This is a genomic window from Arthrobacter sp. SLBN-100 (genome assembly GCF_006715305.1).
Classification (GTDB): Bacteria; Actinomycetota; Actinomycetes; order Actinomycetales; family Micrococcaceae; genus Arthrobacter.
Genome location: NZ_VFMY01000002.1, coordinates 227,447 through 243,524, shown reverse-complemented (window position 1 = coordinate 243,524; position 16,078 = coordinate 227,447). Strand labels below are relative to the sequence as shown.

At 60.3% G+C, this 16,078-nt stretch carries 11 protein-coding genes; 8 read left to right on the top strand and 3 right to left on the bottom strand.

All coding sequences use genetic code 11. The features are described 5' to 3' along the window. Positions 1 to 467: 467 nt before the first annotated feature. Positions 468 to 2,573 (bottom strand): thiamine pyrophosphate-binding protein, encoded by a 2,106-nt coding sequence (locus tag FBY31_RS22330; protein WP_142045961.1) that lies wholly within the window; start codon positions 2,571 to 2,573, stop codon positions 468 to 470. 440 nt (positions 2,574 to 3,013) lie between these two features. Between FBY31_RS22330 and mftG the strand changes: the two genes are divergently transcribed. Then, the gene (gene mftG, locus FBY31_RS22325; protein ID WP_160142518.1) at positions 3,014 to 4,579 is read left to right on the top strand and encodes a mycofactocin dehydrogenase MftG; all 1,566 of its coding nucleotides are present in this window, start codon (positions 3,014 to 3,016) and stop codon (positions 4,577 to 4,579) included. Between the two features lie 135 nt (positions 4,580 to 4,714). Then, complete coding sequence (locus FBY31_RS22320; RefSeq protein ID WP_142046007.1) at positions 4,715 to 5,491, top strand: SDR family NAD(P)-dependent oxidoreductase; 777 nt, start codon at positions 4,715 to 4,717, stop codon at positions 5,489 to 5,491. Between the two features lie 516 nt (positions 5,492 to 6,007). Here the strand turns inward: FBY31_RS22320 and FBY31_RS23890 are convergent. Both FBY31_RS23890 and FBY31_RS22305 read right to left on the bottom strand, forming a co-directional pair. Next, positions 6,008 to 6,256 (bottom strand): Mu transposase domain-containing protein, encoded by a 249-nt coding sequence (locus FBY31_RS23890; protein ID WP_442858225.1) that lies wholly within the window; start codon positions 6,254 to 6,256, stop codon positions 6,008 to 6,010. A gap of 1,147 nt (positions 6,257 to 7,403) precedes the next feature. Beyond that, complete coding sequence (locus FBY31_RS22305; protein WP_142046002.1) at positions 7,404 to 8,054, bottom strand: TetR/AcrR family transcriptional regulator; 651 nt, start codon at positions 8,052 to 8,054, stop codon at positions 7,404 to 7,406. Between the two features lie 1,154 nt (positions 8,055 to 9,208). Between FBY31_RS22305 and FBY31_RS22300 the strand changes: the two genes are divergently transcribed. The 6 genes from FBY31_RS22300 (at position 9,209) to FBY31_RS22275 (ending at position 16,066) form a co-directional block, all read left to right on the top strand. Continuing rightward, positions 9,209 to 10,999, top strand: a complete 1,791-nt coding sequence (locus tag FBY31_RS22300; protein ID WP_142046000.1) for a thiamine pyrophosphate-binding protein — start codon at positions 9,209 to 9,211, stop codon at positions 10,997 to 10,999. Between the two features lie 170 nt (positions 11,000 to 11,169). Next, positions 11,170 to 11,976, top strand: a complete 807-nt coding sequence (locus FBY31_RS22295; protein WP_160142517.1) for a sugar phosphate isomerase/epimerase family protein — start codon at positions 11,170 to 11,172, stop codon at positions 11,974 to 11,976. A gap of 294 nt (positions 11,977 to 12,270) precedes the next feature. Further along, positions 12,271 to 13,035 carry an SDR family NAD(P)-dependent oxidoreductase gene (locus FBY31_RS22290; protein ID WP_142045996.1) on the top strand — a complete coding sequence of 255 codons (765 nt, stop codon included), beginning with the start codon at positions 12,271 to 12,273 and terminating at the stop codon, positions 13,033 to 13,035. A 225-nt stretch (positions 13,036 to 13,260) separates the two neighbouring features. Next, positions 13,261 to 13,455, top strand: coding sequence for a ferredoxin (locus FBY31_RS22285; protein ID WP_142045994.1), 195 nt, complete (start codon positions 13,261 to 13,263; stop codon positions 13,453 to 13,455). Continuing rightward, positions 13,455 to 14,666 (top strand): NAD(P)/FAD-dependent oxidoreductase, encoded by a 1,212-nt coding sequence (locus FBY31_RS22280; protein WP_160142516.1) that lies wholly within the window; start codon positions 13,455 to 13,457, stop codon positions 14,664 to 14,666. The genes FBY31_RS22285 and FBY31_RS22280 overlap by 1 nt, the downstream gene beginning before the upstream one ends. A 32-nt stretch (positions 14,667 to 14,698) precedes the next feature. Then, positions 14,699 to 16,066, top strand: a complete 1,368-nt coding sequence (locus FBY31_RS22275; protein ID WP_142045990.1) for an aromatic ring-hydroxylating oxygenase subunit alpha — start codon at positions 14,699 to 14,701, stop codon at positions 16,064 to 16,066. The last annotated feature ends 12 nt before the right edge of the window (positions 16,067 to 16,078 follow it).

Here is a 16,078-nt window from a genome sequence, read left to right as displayed (position 1 = left end):
TAGACGGCGAGAGTCTTGTTCGAGTTGAAGACGGTCGGAAAATGAGATCTGCAAGCCAGCGCCCGCCCCAGTTGTGGGCGTTAGCCGAGGGCCCGCCACGTCACAAGTGCCCTCATAGCGGAGCCCCGGCCCTAAGCCGGCGAGCGTCAGGGCGGGGGCCGTCGAAAAGTAGAGTTTCCTCCCACCATGAGTCCGTTGAGAAGGGGTTGATGTTAACGCGTCTCATGGATATCAGGTTGGTGTCCTCGGCGGGTTTACTTTTTGGTCAAGGGGATTGCCGCCGGGTTGGGCATCGCGGCAGGCGTGAGCCAGTGAGGGTGCGTCAAGGTGGATGAGGATTGGCCTCGATGCCGCTGCTGGTGAACGGGCGGGCCTCCTCGGCGCCTTGCAGGACGCCGGGGAAGCCAGGGGCCTCAATCGTTGCTCGTTCTGGTACGTGGTCATCGGTTGGGCTTTGGTGCTGGTTTTTAGTTCGGCCAGGAGCCTTCGACGGATCGATCGCCATGACCGAATTTGCGCGGCGCGTTCGGACCAGCCCATGAGCTCAGAATGAGGTGCAGTGTGCTTCCTCCTGCTGCGACTTCGATGAAGTATGGGCCGTCCGCCTCGACGCCCCGGCGAATTGCCGCGTTCAGCTCATCTGCCTTTTCGACACGCTCAGCGGCTACGCCCATTGCCCTGGCAACGCCGGCGTAATCCACGTCGGCGTAGTTTGTCCAGTGATCGTGTGGGACAGCGGCGGTGCCTCCTTGGGCACGACCGGTCTTACCGCCGTACAGACCACCGTTGTTGAACTTGATACAAATGACCTTCAGGTTGTTCTCGGCAAGCACTGCCAGATCGCTGAGGTCGTAGAAAAAGCCACCGTCACCGCCGACACTGACGACCAGATGGTCGGGCGCGGCGAGTGCTGCGCCGATTGCCACCGGCAGTGTCGATCCCAGCGAATCGTAGTGGAACCCAAGCGGAGAGGCGAACCCTGCTGGATATTTGTCTTCGGTGAAGACCATACCTGGGGCCATGAAGCCCTCGTCGTTGACGATGATGGTCTCGGGAGGAAGTTCCGCCGCGAGGGCTTGACCAACGGCAGCGGGCATTATTGGGTCTGCCCCGACGAAGGAGCGCAGCATTTCAAAGTGGGCGCTCTTGGCCTGAGCGATCTTTGCGAGCGTGTCCGCGTCGCCTTCCGCAGGTCGATTCAGGCCCGAAACCTGCGTAGCGCGGTGTAGTTGGCCAAGGAACATCTTAGCGTCCGAGACAATGCTGACCGTCGGTTGGAAAATCCGGCCTAGCTGCGTCGGATCGACGTCCACGTGGATGACCTGATCGGGCTTTTTGACGGTCCAGGACATTGTCGCTGTCTGCGAGAAGGAGAATCCGACGGCAATCCAGAGGTCGGCCTCTTCAGCAAACTCCGTTCCGGTCTCGAAATAGCCCCACTGGCCCATATCCCCGGCGTAAAGTGGGTGGTCATCCGGAAGGACGCCGCGCCCGCCAGGGCCGCTTGACACGACCGGGATGCCCGTGGCCTCGACAAAGCGGCGCAACTCGGCGGTCGCGTCCGACAGGTGCACGCCTGCACCGGCCAGGATCACCGGCCTTTTTGCGGACTTGATTAGGTCTACGGCGCGCTGCAGTGAGTCCTCGTCAGCGGCCGGCGGTGAGGGCCACGAAAGCGCCTCTGTCTTAACGGTCGTCCGCTGGTACATCGCCTCCTGCGTCAGGTCGAGCACCGCCGGCCCGAACTTGCCGGTGCCGGCCGCGAGGACCGCCTGGCGAACGACCAGGGGAATGTCCTCACCATCGACAACCCGCCTGATGTACTTGGACAACGGCTTGAACGCTGGATAAAGGTCGGTGCCGTCCTGCAAGACATCACGGGCATCCCAAGCTGCCGCGCTCTCCATGAACATCATCAGCAGCGGTGTCGTGTCGAGCTTCGCCGCGTGCACCACGGGGGATGCGTGCAGAGCTCCCACGACCCAAGTGAGCACGGCCGAGGCAGGCCGCCGCTTCACACGGTTATAGCCATAGGACATCCATGCCGCCGACAGCTCGGTACGGGCGTTCAAGTCTTTAAGGCCGCTTCCGGCGAAGCTCCGTTCCAGTGCTGTCGACACCCCTCCGGTGAAGCCGAACACGTACTCGACGCCGCTCGAAACCAGCGTCTCGACGAGCGCATCTGAACCCTCCCGCGACTTAATCCGGGCTTCAGAACCACTACGGACACCCTCCAGACTCCAGGTCATCTTGGAGACACCCATCTCGACCGTCATGTCGCCAAGCAACACATCACCATCGACGTCGGCGCGGAACCGCGACGGCCCCGGCAAGCCCTCAAGGGTCACCGTCCAAGAGACGTCACGGTCAGAGGCAATGCCTTGACCCACGGCGCGGCCGAAAGGACCTTCCATCTCCGCAGAGACCGAGCTGCCGTCACTGGAAAAGTTCACCACAAGCTTCTGCGCGGGAGCCGCCGCGGGGCGAATCGTGAGATCCCACGCACCATCAATGGCGGCCGGGGTCTCTTCTTTTCGTGCCGTCGGCTGCGTGGTTGGCGTAGCACTTACCATAATAAAAAGTCTCCTTGGCTCGTCCCGGCACACGCGGCGCAATCCGGCCACAAAATTCCAGATGCCGGGCCGCCTTTGGCCGCGGAACACTTCGGCAGAAAACGTAACGCGTGTACGAGGTGGACGGTCGTGATCTACGTCCTAGAACTATTCAAGGTGAGGACACCTGGGGAAACAAGCATTCTCGCGTGACAAGCGGTGATGCCAGACATCACCCTCACGAATGCAACCACAGCGGCTCCCCGAACTGGCCATGAAAACCAAAAAACCGACAACAGTGGGCCCATATCAACTTGTGATGCCCCGAGGCGGCGTCAGCCCCCCGTCCAGTCCCCACCGCTTAAGCGACCGTTAGTATCCAGTCCACAAAGCCGCTATTGACTTCAAGTCAGAACTAGGGTTCTATCTGAACCACTATCCATATATCAATGAGGATTAACATGGTTGAGTACGACGTAATCGTGGTTGGCTCAGGTTCAAGCGGCTCGGTTCTGGCCGCCCGATTGAGTGAACGCACCACAAGGTCAGTCCTGCTGTTGGAGGCAGGTGACGTATATGACGGTGACCTTAGTAAATTTCCGGAGGCTGTTCTCGATCCGTCAAGCTTGAACGGAATCATCCCGGGTGGCCCTCACAACTATCAAGTAGGAGGGACCCTGATGCCGGGCCGGGAAGCGATGGTGGCGCGTGGCAGCGGCATCGGAGGTTCCGGCGCTGTGAACCTGGCATACTTCCAGCGGGGTACAAAGAATGACTTTGACCGGTGGGCCTCGTGGGGGAATAGCGCCTGGTCGTATGAGGAGGTCCTCCCGTACTTCAAAAAGCTCGAGAATGATCTTGATTTCGGAGGAGACGCCCATGGAAAGCAGGGGCCTGTCACGGTGCGTCGCGAGCCCGCTGATAGAGCGCCTGAATTCACTCAGGCGTTTTCCGCGGCCTGTCAAGACTTAGGCCACGCGGATGTGCCCGATAAGAACGAAGTAGGCGCGGATGGCGTTGGACCCGTCCCGCTGAATATCGACGGCAAAAATCGTGCGAGTGCAGGCTACTCATACGTTCTACCAGCGATGCAACGGCAGAATCTCACAGTCCAAGGCAATGCCCGCGTACTCAGGCTTCTCTTCGAGGGGAAGGTATGTGTTGGTGTTGAAGCTGACGTCGCCGGTGAGCGTCGTGAGTTCCGAGCAGCGGAGACCGTGATATCTGCTGGCGCACTCCGCTCCCCGCAGATTCTCTTGCTTTCCGGTGTCGGTCCGGCGGATCAACTCCGGGAGCTGGGTATTGAAGTGGTTCAGGATCTGCCAGGCGTCGGGATGAACCTCACAGACCACCCACAGCTGGCCCTGCAGTACGAATTTGATGGCAGGTCTCCGTATATTCCGGGTAGCGGCGTCATGACGAGCGCCCTGAACTGGACGTCGTATGGGTCCAGCAGAGAAGGAGATCTTGAGCTGCTGCCGTTTGTTTCCTCGGTTGGCGACATGATGGGGCTGCCTCGGGATGTTCAGGATGCAACAATCGGTAATCCCATGATCGTGATCATCCTCCAACAGCAAGACAGCCGAGGAAAGCTTTCGCTGAAGTCCGCCGATCCGTACGAACAGCCAGACCTGAACTGGAACCTGCTCGCCGAGGAAAGCGATCTTCGTCGTCTTCGAGAAGCCGTGAGGACCGCGGCTGAGCTGTTTGACGGGAAAGCGATGAAGGAAATTGGGGGGCGCATGCTGAACCTCGCCAAGTCCGATATCGAAGGTGACCAAGCCGCAGACACCTGGATTCGGTCGAATCTATTTGGGGTGGGTCACCCATCGTGCACGTGTCGCATGGGTCCCGAGTCTGACCGCACCGCAGTGGTCGACCAATTCGGGCGGGTGCACGGCCTCCAAGGCGTACGAGTCGCCGACACTTCGATCTACCCTGAGATCACCTCGCGCGGGCCGAACGCGACCGCCTTCATGGTGGGCGAGCGGATTAGCGCGTTCTTTGATGACAACCAGGCACGATAGAGCGACTGCCGAAGTGATGTTCGATGAGGAGAACGAAACGACCGACAGTCGCACCCGGAATTTCCGGCGCTTAGTCGACTTAGGTGAAGGGAAGCCGCAGTGACCACGGCTCACCACAATTCCGATCCAGCGCGAATGTTCGACGTGGCCGGTCGAGGCGCCTTGGTTACAGGGGCAGCGTCTGGGCTCGGTCTGGCATTCGCCCGCGTGCTGGCCCGAAACGGCGCGCGGGTGGTGCTGGCTGACCTAGACTCAGAAGCCCTTGACGGGGCCGTGGAAGCTCTAGCAAACGAAGGATGCTCCGTACGGGGAGTGACGGCCGACATCCGTGATCGCTCTGCGGTCGAAGCGGCAGTTCAGGCAGCGGCAGAATGGAGCGACGGACTCGACATAGTGTTTGCGAATGCGGGAATATCCGCCGGCCTCGGGCGTGAATTCGGGGTCGGCACCCTAGAGAACGTTGACGACGAACGCTGGCAGCGGGTAATTGAGACGAATTTGACGGGCACCATGCACACGATCCGCGCAGGAGCCGCGCGGATGAATGACGGAGGCCGCATCGTAGTCACCTCCTCCATCGCAGGACACCGCGCGGATCCGCTTGTGGGCTACGCGTACTCAGCGTCGAAGGCTGCCGTTTCTCACTTAGTGCGCAATGCAGCGGCAGAATTGGCGGCGCGGCGGATAAACGTCAACGCCATCGCACCTGGGTCGTTCTTGACGGCAATTGGGCGCAACAATCCTGGGAACGATGACATGCTCGCCGAACTCCGCCGGGCAACGGCATTGGGTCGACTGGCCCAGCCGGAAGAAATCGAGGGGCTCGCACTCCTGCTATCTTCCCCTGCGTCCTCCTTTATCACAGGCGCTGTTTTTGTTGTCGATGGTGGAGTTCTAGTCCGGCACAACTGACCCTGGATGTCAGTTCGGATTGGCATGGGCAACGTAGGACACGGGGGCCTCCGGGCGTCGATGAGTGTGGTAGCCCAAAATTGATACCGGAGGCCCCGCCCTTTACTTACGCCACGCTGTTCCAGACGTACTAGCTGGGAGGTGCGTGAGTTCAGGCCGGGGCCAGGTGCGCGTGGCGTCACTTTTAAGGCCGGGCTGGTGATCGAAGTTGAAGTCCTCGAGTGACTTCCAGGCCGGGAACCCGGCGGCCCGGGGCCGGACAGGACACCGGCGAGGTATTGCTCGCGGGTCCAGCAGCCTTCACGGGCAAGGTAAGCGAGCCGGTTGCTGCTTCACGGATCCGAGGTGCTTCTATCGCCCGGGAGTAGTACTGGTCCGGCCATTGGTTTTCTTAGCCTCGGCCAATAAGCGACCTGCCATCGTCTAACATGACGCCGAATGCCCGGTCGTAGTCGGCCAGGTCGGGCAGCCCGGTTGGTTCACCCACCGGGATTTTGAAGGCCATCCGCAGTGACTTTACCGCCTCAACGTGGTCTGGGTCGATGGTGAGTCCGGTTCCTCAGAACCGGGGGTGGGTGCCGACGGGCCTGGCGTCCAGGGTGATCGTGACGGTTCCGAGGTCGACGGTGACGTCGACGAAGAGGCGATGGCTTCTGGGTGAACGGAGAAGTAGTCGTTGGATCCCATCCGGACGTAGTAGTCCTCAGGGAGCCGGACCCGTGAAGTGAACCCAATAACCGGTGGAACGGGAGGCAGCGCCAGCATTGCCGCTTTGTCCGCAGCCAGCAGGTCCAAGCGGGTGCCAGTAAGCTTGTGGAGCCGGGCGTTGGCCGTCGGCGGCCACTGCGCGAGCTGGAGGTTGAAGTCCTCTGGTGAGCTGAAGACCCGCCCGGCAGGAACGGCGTTTCCATGACTGGTTGGTCCGCTCGACCACGCCCTGCTTTCCGGGTCGTAGGGTTTTACCTGCACGATCCGGGTGGCCAAGACCCCGGCGAACACCCGCGACTCTCAGTGGCGTAGGTGTTCCGGCGGCCGATGGAGGTTTCGTTATCCCAGATCAGGCGCTGCGGAACAGCGCCCTGGAGGACCGTCAGAAGTGGCTGCCTTCGCGACCGTATCCCTGGAGATCCCCAACCGCGGCACCATCGACCTCATACGATTCACCCTCGGCCACAGGGAACCGCCGAATAAGCGCACAATCCTCCACTGTGATCACCCACCCAATCGTTTGGAACGGGTAGCCCAGTTTTCAACCGTCACCAATGGCTCACTTTTCGATCGTCACCGACAATCCATAGGTCCACTCTCCTACCGGTGCACCGAAGTGTTGGCGGACAGCCACAGTTCATGAACGCCTGTCCAGCCATACCCGCCGAAAAAGGACGCCTTGACGCAATGAGAACTCGGAGATCCGGTGCCGGGAACGCTGTAGGGTTCCGCGGACGTCTTCGCGGGAGCGGAATAGTTACGGGCTGCTTCCTGATTTACTGAGGGAATTCTTACCCCGACCTCACCCAGCTTCGGCAGCCGGGCCAGCTGCAGCGCATTTTTTGACAACGCTTTTTTCACCCGTTATCCGGACGGGCGCCGCGACCACTGGGGCGATCCCTGAGCGCAGCAGGAAAAGGGCCCGGCCGAAGCCGTTGTGCCTGCCTGGTCAACGACTTTGAGGACGGTGGCAGGAGGCAGACCTTCCGGACCACACTTCGTCGGCCTTCTGACAGAGCGCCATCAGCATCGGAATCAGTCCGGCGACAATGGGCCTTTTGAAGGACCAGACCGCCGGAGCGGTCACTTCCTGCTACATATCGTCTAGCGGCCTTTCCCTCAAAAAGTTCCGTACGCAGAAATGGTCAGCCAAGGTCCGGTTCAATGAAGCCTCCGCTTCCGTGTCGACGCTAATCAGATCGAGCTACGCGATTCTTGCGACCTGGCGCAAAGTCTGCTCTTCTGTCATTTCTCCGTCGCGATCGCCGATCGCAACCCCAACGGCTGCCATGAGTGTTTCCCTGCAGATTTCGGTAACTTCTTCAATGGGGCACGTCTCATGGGCCACCCAATCTAGCGTTGCGCTGTCCAGGAACCCAGCCCACCCCTTTATCGCCAGTCGTAGTCTCGGCGGTGGACTGACGGGGCAGCCGATGCTGGTCATGAGCTGCGCCACGGCGGTGTCCCGGGCGGCGTGCGCGATCTCGCGAATCCTTGAGTCACCGCTGTCACTGTGCATGAGGATTGTGAAGCGCTTCGGATTGCCGTGCACGTACTCGAAGTGGCGGCGAATGTAGCCATTGATTTTATCCGTAGCGGTGACTTCGCCCTCATGCGGCTTTTCATATTCGAGCATTTCCTGCCAGGCCTTCTCGACGGCGGCAGTGAACAACCCGCGTTTTCCGCCAAAGTAGTACGACACAAGTCCGTGTGCGATTCCCGCCTCACGACATACGTCGTCTATGAAGACTTCTTCGTATCGGCGCTCAGAAAACTGCGCCATCGCGACCTCGACGATGGCCTCTCTGCGGGCTTGCGCTCTCGTTGCAATACGGGGACTATCCTGACTGCGCATGAACCCACTCTACGTGTTCGACGTGTCGGCCGGGTTAACCGGGACTGGGGTCATAGTAATCAAAGATGCCCGCGTAGCGGCATGGCCGCCGGGACGGCGCCCTGCCGCGTCGGCACTGTGAGCCATGGCGCTTTCGATGAGTCAACGCGCTTGCCCACTCATTCAAACACCCTTGGGAAGTTCTGCTTCACCCTTTGATATCACCGACATCGCGACCGATTGGACGGAAGCCGCTCGGCAGGAACAAGGCCCAGAAATGGGTGTTCGCCGCCATCAAAGATGCCACCGCTTTGTGCCCCTTTTCCGGTCCTGGGCATCGACTCGGACACCTGCTCAGAGTTCATCAACTAGGAGCTTTTACGCTGGTGGGAACAGGAGGCACTCGCGTTCACCCGGTCCCGGTCCGGGAACAAGAACGACGGTGCCCACGTGGAGCAGAAGAACTGGCACATCATCCGCCAGACCGCCGGCTACCACTGCTGCAAAGACTGCTGACCAACAAACTTGTGCCGCAGCAAAAACTCGTCGCGAACGTCCGGCCAGCGCCAAAGTCAGCAAGAATACGATCCGCCAGCCACCTCCAGCGCACCGGGGCCGTCACCGGGCACCGTCAGCACCGCCAAACAAGGCCTCAAAACACGGCCGGCCATCCGGGCAAAAATCAAACGACTCCACGAAGCAACCGAGGCGGGCATCTTGACATGATTCCTCGGGCACACCGCTCGCTAACCAGTATGGCGCCTCAGTTAGAACTCCCGCGGAACAGTCGGCGATCCCCAATACGACTGATCATCACGTCACCCAGGATGTCCCAGCTCTGTAAACTCCTTTCGCGAACATCCCAAAGTGAACTTGATCACCTATTGACTTGGAGTCAAAGTTCGCTAAGCTTTTTCTCAACCCCCATCACAACAACTTCTTTTCAACCACCCCGCACGAAGACGAGCGGGGTTCTGAATCTGAGCGAGCGGAGCAACAGAGCGGTGCTGCTCCTCCAAGCTGGTGACACATAAGGCGGGGCCACTGGACTTCGGTTCGCCGACACCTCCATCGTCCCTTTCATTCCCTCGCGGAAACCAAGCGCGACCGGCCCGCTATGGCCGGCGATCGGCTCAGCGATCCCTTCGACTGATAACCAACAAGCAGGAGTGCACATGACTATTGAGACAACTAGCCCGGTGGACGCGGATGTCCCCTCCCCAACCTCTGACGTAGTCGTCCGACAAGGCTCCGAGGCAATCGCTGATGCACTCGTCGCCTCCGGAGTGGAAATTGTATTTGGTTACACGGGTGGGTCGGTCCCTTCACTCACGCAGAGTCTGTTTTCGCGGGGATTGGCTGATTTCGGGGGCCGGACTGAAATCACCGCTGCCTGGATGTCTTACGGATATAACCGGGTAAAGCGGCGGGCGGCATCGGCCGTGGTGAGCTGGGTCGTCGGTGCCCTGCACACTGCTCCCGTCGTTTACGCCGCGAAGCAGGACGGCACTCCATTGCTGCTTATGGCTATGAACAACCCACCTGCCCTCGAAGCTCGCGACATGTTGCAGGATGCAGTGGAGCTCTATCCAGCGTTGAAGCCGCTCTCGAAGTACATCAAAAAGGTTACCGACGCGGCTGATCTTCCCGTCATCGTCCGTCAGGCGGTAAAAGAAGCCAGCACGGGACGGTTCGGCCCGGCGGTTCTCGATCTTGCTCAGACAGCGATGTTCCAGACCACCACCATGAAGGTCGAGAAGCTGGAGTTCCCGAGTCCCTCTGCCGCGCAGGAGGAGGATGTAGTACGTATCTGGAAGCTTCTGCAGAACGCAGAGCGCCCGGTAATTTACATTGGGGCGGGTGTGCACGTATCCGATGCCGCTGACGAGCTGAGGGAATTGGCCGAACTTCTTGGAGTGCCGGTTGTATCCACCTCCTGGGGTGGCCGCGGGGTTCTCCCGGACGACCACGAGCTCTATGCCGGGGCATCGGGCAACTTCGGTTGGCGCTCCGGAAACGACGCGCTACAGCACTCCGACTTGTGGCTCGCCATCGGCACTTCCTTCACTCAGATGAGCACCGGATCCTGGACCCTCGAGAAGCCGACCGACGTCATCCACGTCGACTCCGACCCACGCGAAATCGCTAAGATTTTTCAGCCCACTGTCGGCGTGGTCGCCGATGCGAAGGTCTTCATCAAGCAGTTGCTGACCTATGCCCGGCAGCAGGCCAACGACGAACTGTCGTCTAGCCTGATCCCGTGGAGGGCCCAGGTAACTGCGTCTAAGAGCGAATGGCTAACGGAGATGGACGCTTGGTTCGACGGCACCGAGGTGCCCATCAACCAGTACTTCCTCATCCGCACACTATCTGAGCAGCTGCCTGAGGATACCTTGGTCGTGGCGGACTCCGGCGGCAACGCGTTCGCCATGTACCGAGCGTTCCAGTACAAAACCGTGACCCCGCTGGCGACCGGCGGGCGCTACATGTCCCTTGGGGCGAGTCTTCCAGTCGCCATCGGCGCGAAGCTCGCCGCCCCCGAGCGAACCGTCGTTAGCTACCACGGCGACGGGGGCTTTTACTACGACCTCGTGGAGCTCTCGAACTTGGCCGAGCACGGCCTCAAGGTCATCGTCATAATCGACAATAACGGATGCCTGCTGGCCAACCGCGCCTCAGCGAAGGCAATGGGCATCGACAACCCATGGGTCGACCTGCCAGACACCGACTTTGTAACCGTGGCCCGTGGCCTCGGAGTCGAAGGAGAGCGGGTCGATACGCCGGATCAACTGATCCCCGCTATCCAGAGGGCGCTTGCATCCGAAGGCAGCTACGTCCTCGACGTGCGCACGGAGCCCGGTCTACGCATCGTCCGTGCGCTGACCAACGTTATCCCGATCGTCGGCGACAGGACGCCCAAGTCTGGCCACCTGGCCGAGGTGATCGAAGGATCCTGGCCCAGTTAATCCCGGCAGCCGGCGCTGGCTGCGGACGTTCGTAGATCCGCAGCCAGCCCGTCCCTCTACCGAATCGAGAATTATCCATGACCTGGTCAATGTCATACACCACCCATCTCGGATATTTACCGCCCGATTTTCGGCCGCAGTTCTCGGCCACTACCGGATCGACTGCTCTGGTGCCAAACATCGAGTACGCCGCCCGGCTCGGCCTGTCTGGCGTGCTCTACCCTTGGGCGGCAGAACGACCCCCCGAAGAAGTTCGAGAGGTCCGACAAGCACTTTCCTCCAATGACCTCGCTTGCAGCTGCATCGTCGCGGTTCCCCTTCAGTCGACATTCGGGGGGCCCTGGACCAGCGGAACTGCCGACGGAAAGGCGGCACTCGGACGCCATGTCGCCAAGGCCGCGAACGTGGCGGCCTCGCTCGGTTCGACGGTTCTCGCGGCCTTGATCACCGCGGATCCCGAACGGGATTCCGAGTCCCAACTCGACGACACCGCGTCAAACCTCAACGCCATGGCGAGCATCGCCGCCGACCACGGGATGACCCTCGCTATTGAGCCGATGGTCGCCCTGCCCGGCATGCTGACAACGACCACAGGGGACACCGTTCGGCTGATTGAACGAGCTGACCACCCTGCGCTTGGGCTCATCTTCGACACCGCACACGTCGCCGCTATGGACGGAGACATCCTTCGAGCCTACGCAGCCTGTGCCGAGCATGTCGCCCTCCTCCAACTCGTAGATGCCCCGGGACGCATCGAGCCCGGCGCAGGGACTCTACCCTTGGTCGAGCTGGCGGCCAACGCCATCGCCCGCGGCTATACAGGTCTAGTTGACTTCGAACATGAGTGGTTGGCTCCGGACGAGACTGGGGAGGTAGCTGGGCTGGCCCGCCTGCGCGCATTCGACGAGAAAGTCCGGCACACCGCATCGAAGCTCCCCACCGAGAGAGCCAGCACTACCTCACTATCAACACCGTGAGGATCAAGGCCGATCGGGACAGGTGCTTGGATCCTGGCACTCGAGGCGTGTCTGCAGAGAAGATTGGTGCACTTATCGCTAGCCCACCTCTGGAAGGTTCAACCCTGAGCGTAAAGCTCAGAACGTGTTCCACATAACGGAGATGGTGATTCCCTCAAATAACCACTGAATACTTGACCCTCTCCCCTTGCAGGTCGCCCGGCACCCAGAGCCAAGCATCTAAGAGGTGAAGTAGTAGTGCAAGTAGTCCGGTGAGCAACCCCTATTCCCCCAAGAAACAAAGGTTGAACATACATGCATGGTTTACAGGACAAGGTCATCGTCGTCGCCGGTGGCGCCAACGGGCTCGGTGCAGCAACCGCCGAACGCCTTGGTAAAGAGGGGGCACGCGTCCTCGTTGGCGACCTTGACGGCGACGGCGCCGCCAGGACAACGAAATCTATCATCGACGCGGGCGGTATCGCCGAGGCGTTTGCCTTCGACATCGCCGACGAGGAGTCATGCAGGGATCTCATGACGGCTGCCACGGACCGCTGGGATCGTATTGACGGCCTTTACAACGTTGCCGCCGATCTCTCACCGGGGAATCTTGGACGGGACAGTGACGTCGTGTCGCTACCACTTGACGTCCTAAAACACACGATCGAGGTGAATCTGTTTGGCTACTTCAACACGAGCCGACATGCAATCCCAGCCATGCTCGATTCGGGTGGTGGCAGCATCGTTCACATGACCTCCGGGGTCGTCCTAGGTCTTCCAATGTTTGCCGCCTACGGTGCTTCCAAGGGCGGAATTATCGCGCTGAGTCGACACATCGCAGCACGATGGGGAAAGGACGGAATCCGCTCCAATGCCGTCGATCCTGGAATCACTCTCACGGAAAACCAGATGGCTTCCGTACCAGAGGAACTGCGAGATTCGATATTACCGACGGTACGCGCACCGCGATACGGCGAGCCGGCCGAGATCGCGGCCATGGTCGCTTTCCTCTTTTCCGACGAAACTCAGTGGATCAACGGCCAGACCTACGCCGTCAGCAGCATGGCTGGCGCCCACTGACCTGCTTCCCATCCCCTAACACCACGCCATCCGACCCGGAGAAGCACCGCATTGGGCCGTTCCTATTTAGGGAAACCGATCCAGACAGCCGGTGGAGTCTTCTTCGCCGGGACTCGCGATACCGACCAGCGCCAGGTCGTCGACCGTAGGCCTCCGGAGTTGGAGGTCAATGAGGGTGTCCAACGCTGTCACACGAAAGATTCTCCCCCAACTTGAGATGAGGAAATGATGAAAGTAGTCGTCGATTATGAAAAGTGCAACGGGTATGGCACGTGCAGTTTTGTAGCACCGGCGGTCTTTGACCTAGATGCCAAAGGAAAAATACTTCTTCTACAAGAAGAAATCAGTGACACCTTGCAGTCGGACGTCGCGCAGGCCGTACGTGAGTGTCCTGAGCAGGCCCTTTCCCTGGAGGCATGATGGCTTCGCCCGATCGCATTGTCGTCGTGGGTGCCTCGATTGCAGGCGCTAGAACGGTACAGGGACTGCGCGACAAGGGATTCGATGGCAAGTTAATTTTAGTCGGAGCCGAACCACATCTGCCGTACAACCGGCCGCCTTTGTCGAAGGGGTTGCTGGGCGGAACCGTGGCTGCAGCCGACCTGATGGTGCTCACCACTGAGCGGTTCGAAGGACTCGATGTCGATCTACGACTGGGGCAACGCGCCGAGTCACTCGATCCGTCCCTCAAGGAAATCGCCCTCGAAGACGGCTCCACCATCGCTTACGACAAACTGGTGATCGCAACGGGCGTGGCTCCGCGTCTACCCGAGGAGTGGCGTGGTCTCCGTGGTGTCCACACACTCCGAACCCTGGACGACAGTTTGGCGTTGAGGCGAGACCTGTCGAGTTCTGCGCGAGTCGTCATCGTCGGGGGCGGGTTCATCGGCTGCGAAGTCGCCGCCACTGCCCGCAGTATGGGCTGCGACGTATCCATAGTCGAGCCACTCGAGGCACCGATGGCCCGTGCGCTAGGACCGAACATTTCCTCGGAGTTGGCCTCTATACACCTTGACGCCGGAGTCCGCCTCTATTGTAACCAGAGCGTCGAGAGCATCGACGGAGCCCAGCGAGTCGAGCGAGTAAGGCTGCGCGGTGGCGAGACGATCGATGCTGATGTCGTCGTCGTGGGCATCGGGACGCGTCCGGAGACGGGATGGCTTGTCGGCTCGGGGATGGACCTCCACGATGGAATCGTGTGTGATCAGCGGGGCCGTACCTCCGTGCCTGATGTTTTCGCTGCAGGCGACGTTGCGCGCTGGTTTGACCCGGTGTCGGGTAGTCACACGCGTGTCGAACATTGGACGAGTGCCTCAGAGCAAGCCGATTTTGTGGCAGGAGCGCTTCTTGACACGCCCTCTAGCGGCGCCTTCGCTTCGGTGCCTTACGTCTGGTCCGAGCAGCACGGCGTCAAGATCGAAATCGTCGGCCGGGTGCAACCAGATGACAATGTCCGCGTCGTCGAAGGAAGCATCGCTGACCGGAAGTATCTTGCACATTTCGAGCGCGACGGCATCGTGAGCGGGGCGCTGGCCGTAAACGCTTCGCGAAGCCTTCTCCAGGTGAGACGGCTTCTCGCCGACAGGGCGCGCTCAGTCATCCTCAAGGAAGCAAACCAGTTCGCCAACTGAATCAGTCGCCATAGAAATCCAGGAGAAATCCCATGCCAACCTTGAATAATCTGTCCGAGAACGAGAAAAGCGCACCAGCTACGAAACCGTTGGCGCAACTTCTCGCCACCGTCAATAACGATCTGGCAGCCGGGATGCTCTCGCCGCAGGTGATGAACGACCCGGACGTCCACGCAGCTGAACTTGATAGAATCTTCACCCGTTGCTGGGTTTACGTCGGTCACGTATCAGAAATACCTGAGCCGGGTGATTACCTGCTGCGTTACGTCGGCGAAGACCAGTTCATCCTCGCTCGCGACGAGAACGGCGAGTTCCAGCTGATGCTCAACCACTGCGCTCACCGCGGCGCACCGGTATGCCGCGCTGAGAAGGGCAACGCTTCGCACTTCCGATGCCCTTATCACGGTTGGATCTACAAGAATACCGGTCAATGGAACGGTGCGCCGGCGCGTGCGCGCGCCTATCGCAAACTCGAACCGGAGAAGTGGGGACTTCAGAAGGCACCACATATTGACACGTACCACGGACTGATCTTCGCCTGTCTCGATCCTGATGCCGTCTCGTTGCGAGAGTACCTCGGCGACATGGCTTGGTACCTCGATATGACATTCGGTCTGCACGAGCGAGGCATGGAAGTCGCAGGTGAGGTGCAACGGTGGATTGTGCCCGGAAACTGGAAGTCCGGTGGCGACAATTTCTCGGGCGATGGTTACCACATCACGACCGCCCATGCCTCGACTCAAGAGATCGGTGTCGCCGGCGATCTGCAAGCCGCTGTCGCCGGCGTCAAGCTCGTTGAGCTGGAGAACGGCCACGGGGTGTTGGTGGGAGAGGCGACAGGGCTTCCCGGCCTCGGCGCCCTTGACTACCCGCTTGAGGTAGCAGAGACGTTTGACCTGGACCGGCTCACCGACGACCAACGCAAATTCGCCGAACAGTACAGCATGATCGGATTCAACGTCTTCCCAAATCTTTCCATGGTGCAGACGCTCGCCCCAGGGGAGCGCGACGGTGAGTTTATCCGTTACATGTCGCTCCGACAGTGGCAGCCACAGGGACCGGCAGAGTTCGAGGTGTGGTCGTGGCCGATGGTCGTTGCTGCAGCGCACCAGTCGGACAAAGACGCTTCGCAGGGGGCATCCGTTCAGAATTTTGGTGCCGCCGGGTTATTCGAGCAAGACGACACTGTGGCGTGGAGCGGTGGCCCGGGGGTCGGCAGTTCCCCGTTCGCTCGACGCTTCATGAAACTCAACTACCAGATGGGGCTTAATGGAATGAGTGACCATGAGGTCGTTTCTGACTGGCCTGGCCCTGGCCTGGCGCGCACGACGGGATACGGGGAATTCAACCAGCGCGCGTTCTGGCAGCACTGGCGCGACGTACTGGCCGACGAACACTGAAACGACGGGATC

What these genes read in the sequence shown, in the direction of transcription:
- FBY31_RS22330 (WP_142045961.1), bottom strand. Translation starts at nt 2,573, where the DNA reads ATGGTAAGTGCTACGCCAACCACGCAGCCGACGGCACGAAAAGAAGAG.
- mftG (WP_160142518.1), top strand. Translation starts at nt 3,014, where the DNA reads ATGGTTGAGTACGACGTAATCGTGGTTGGCTCAGGTTCAAGCGGCTCG.
- FBY31_RS22320 (WP_142046007.1), top strand. Translation starts at nt 4,715, where the DNA reads ATGTTCGACGTGGCCGGTCGAGGCGCCTTGGTTACAGGGGCAGCGTCT.
- FBY31_RS23890 (WP_442858225.1), bottom strand. Translation starts at nt 6,256, where the DNA reads ATGCTGGCGCTGCCTCCCGTTCCACCGGTTATTGGGTTCACTTCACGG.
- FBY31_RS22305 (WP_142046002.1), bottom strand. Translation starts at nt 8,054, where the DNA reads ATGCGCAGTCAGGATAGTCCCCGTATTGCAACGAGAGCGCAAGCCCGC.
- FBY31_RS22300 (WP_142046000.1), top strand. Translation starts at nt 9,209, where the DNA reads ATGACTATTGAGACAACTAGCCCGGTGGACGCGGATGTCCCCTCCCCA.
- FBY31_RS22290 (WP_142045996.1), top strand. Translation starts at nt 12,271, where the DNA reads ATGCATGGTTTACAGGACAAGGTCATCGTCGTCGCCGGTGGCGCCAAC.
- FBY31_RS22285 (WP_142045994.1), top strand. Translation starts at nt 13,261, where the DNA reads ATGATGAAAGTAGTCGTCGATTATGAAAAGTGCAACGGGTATGGCACG.
- FBY31_RS22280 (WP_160142516.1), top strand. Translation starts at nt 13,455, where the DNA reads ATGGCTTCGCCCGATCGCATTGTCGTCGTGGGTGCCTCGATTGCAGGC.
- FBY31_RS22275 (WP_142045990.1), top strand. Translation starts at nt 14,699, where the DNA reads ATGCCAACCTTGAATAATCTGTCCGAGAACGAGAAAAGCGCACCAGCT.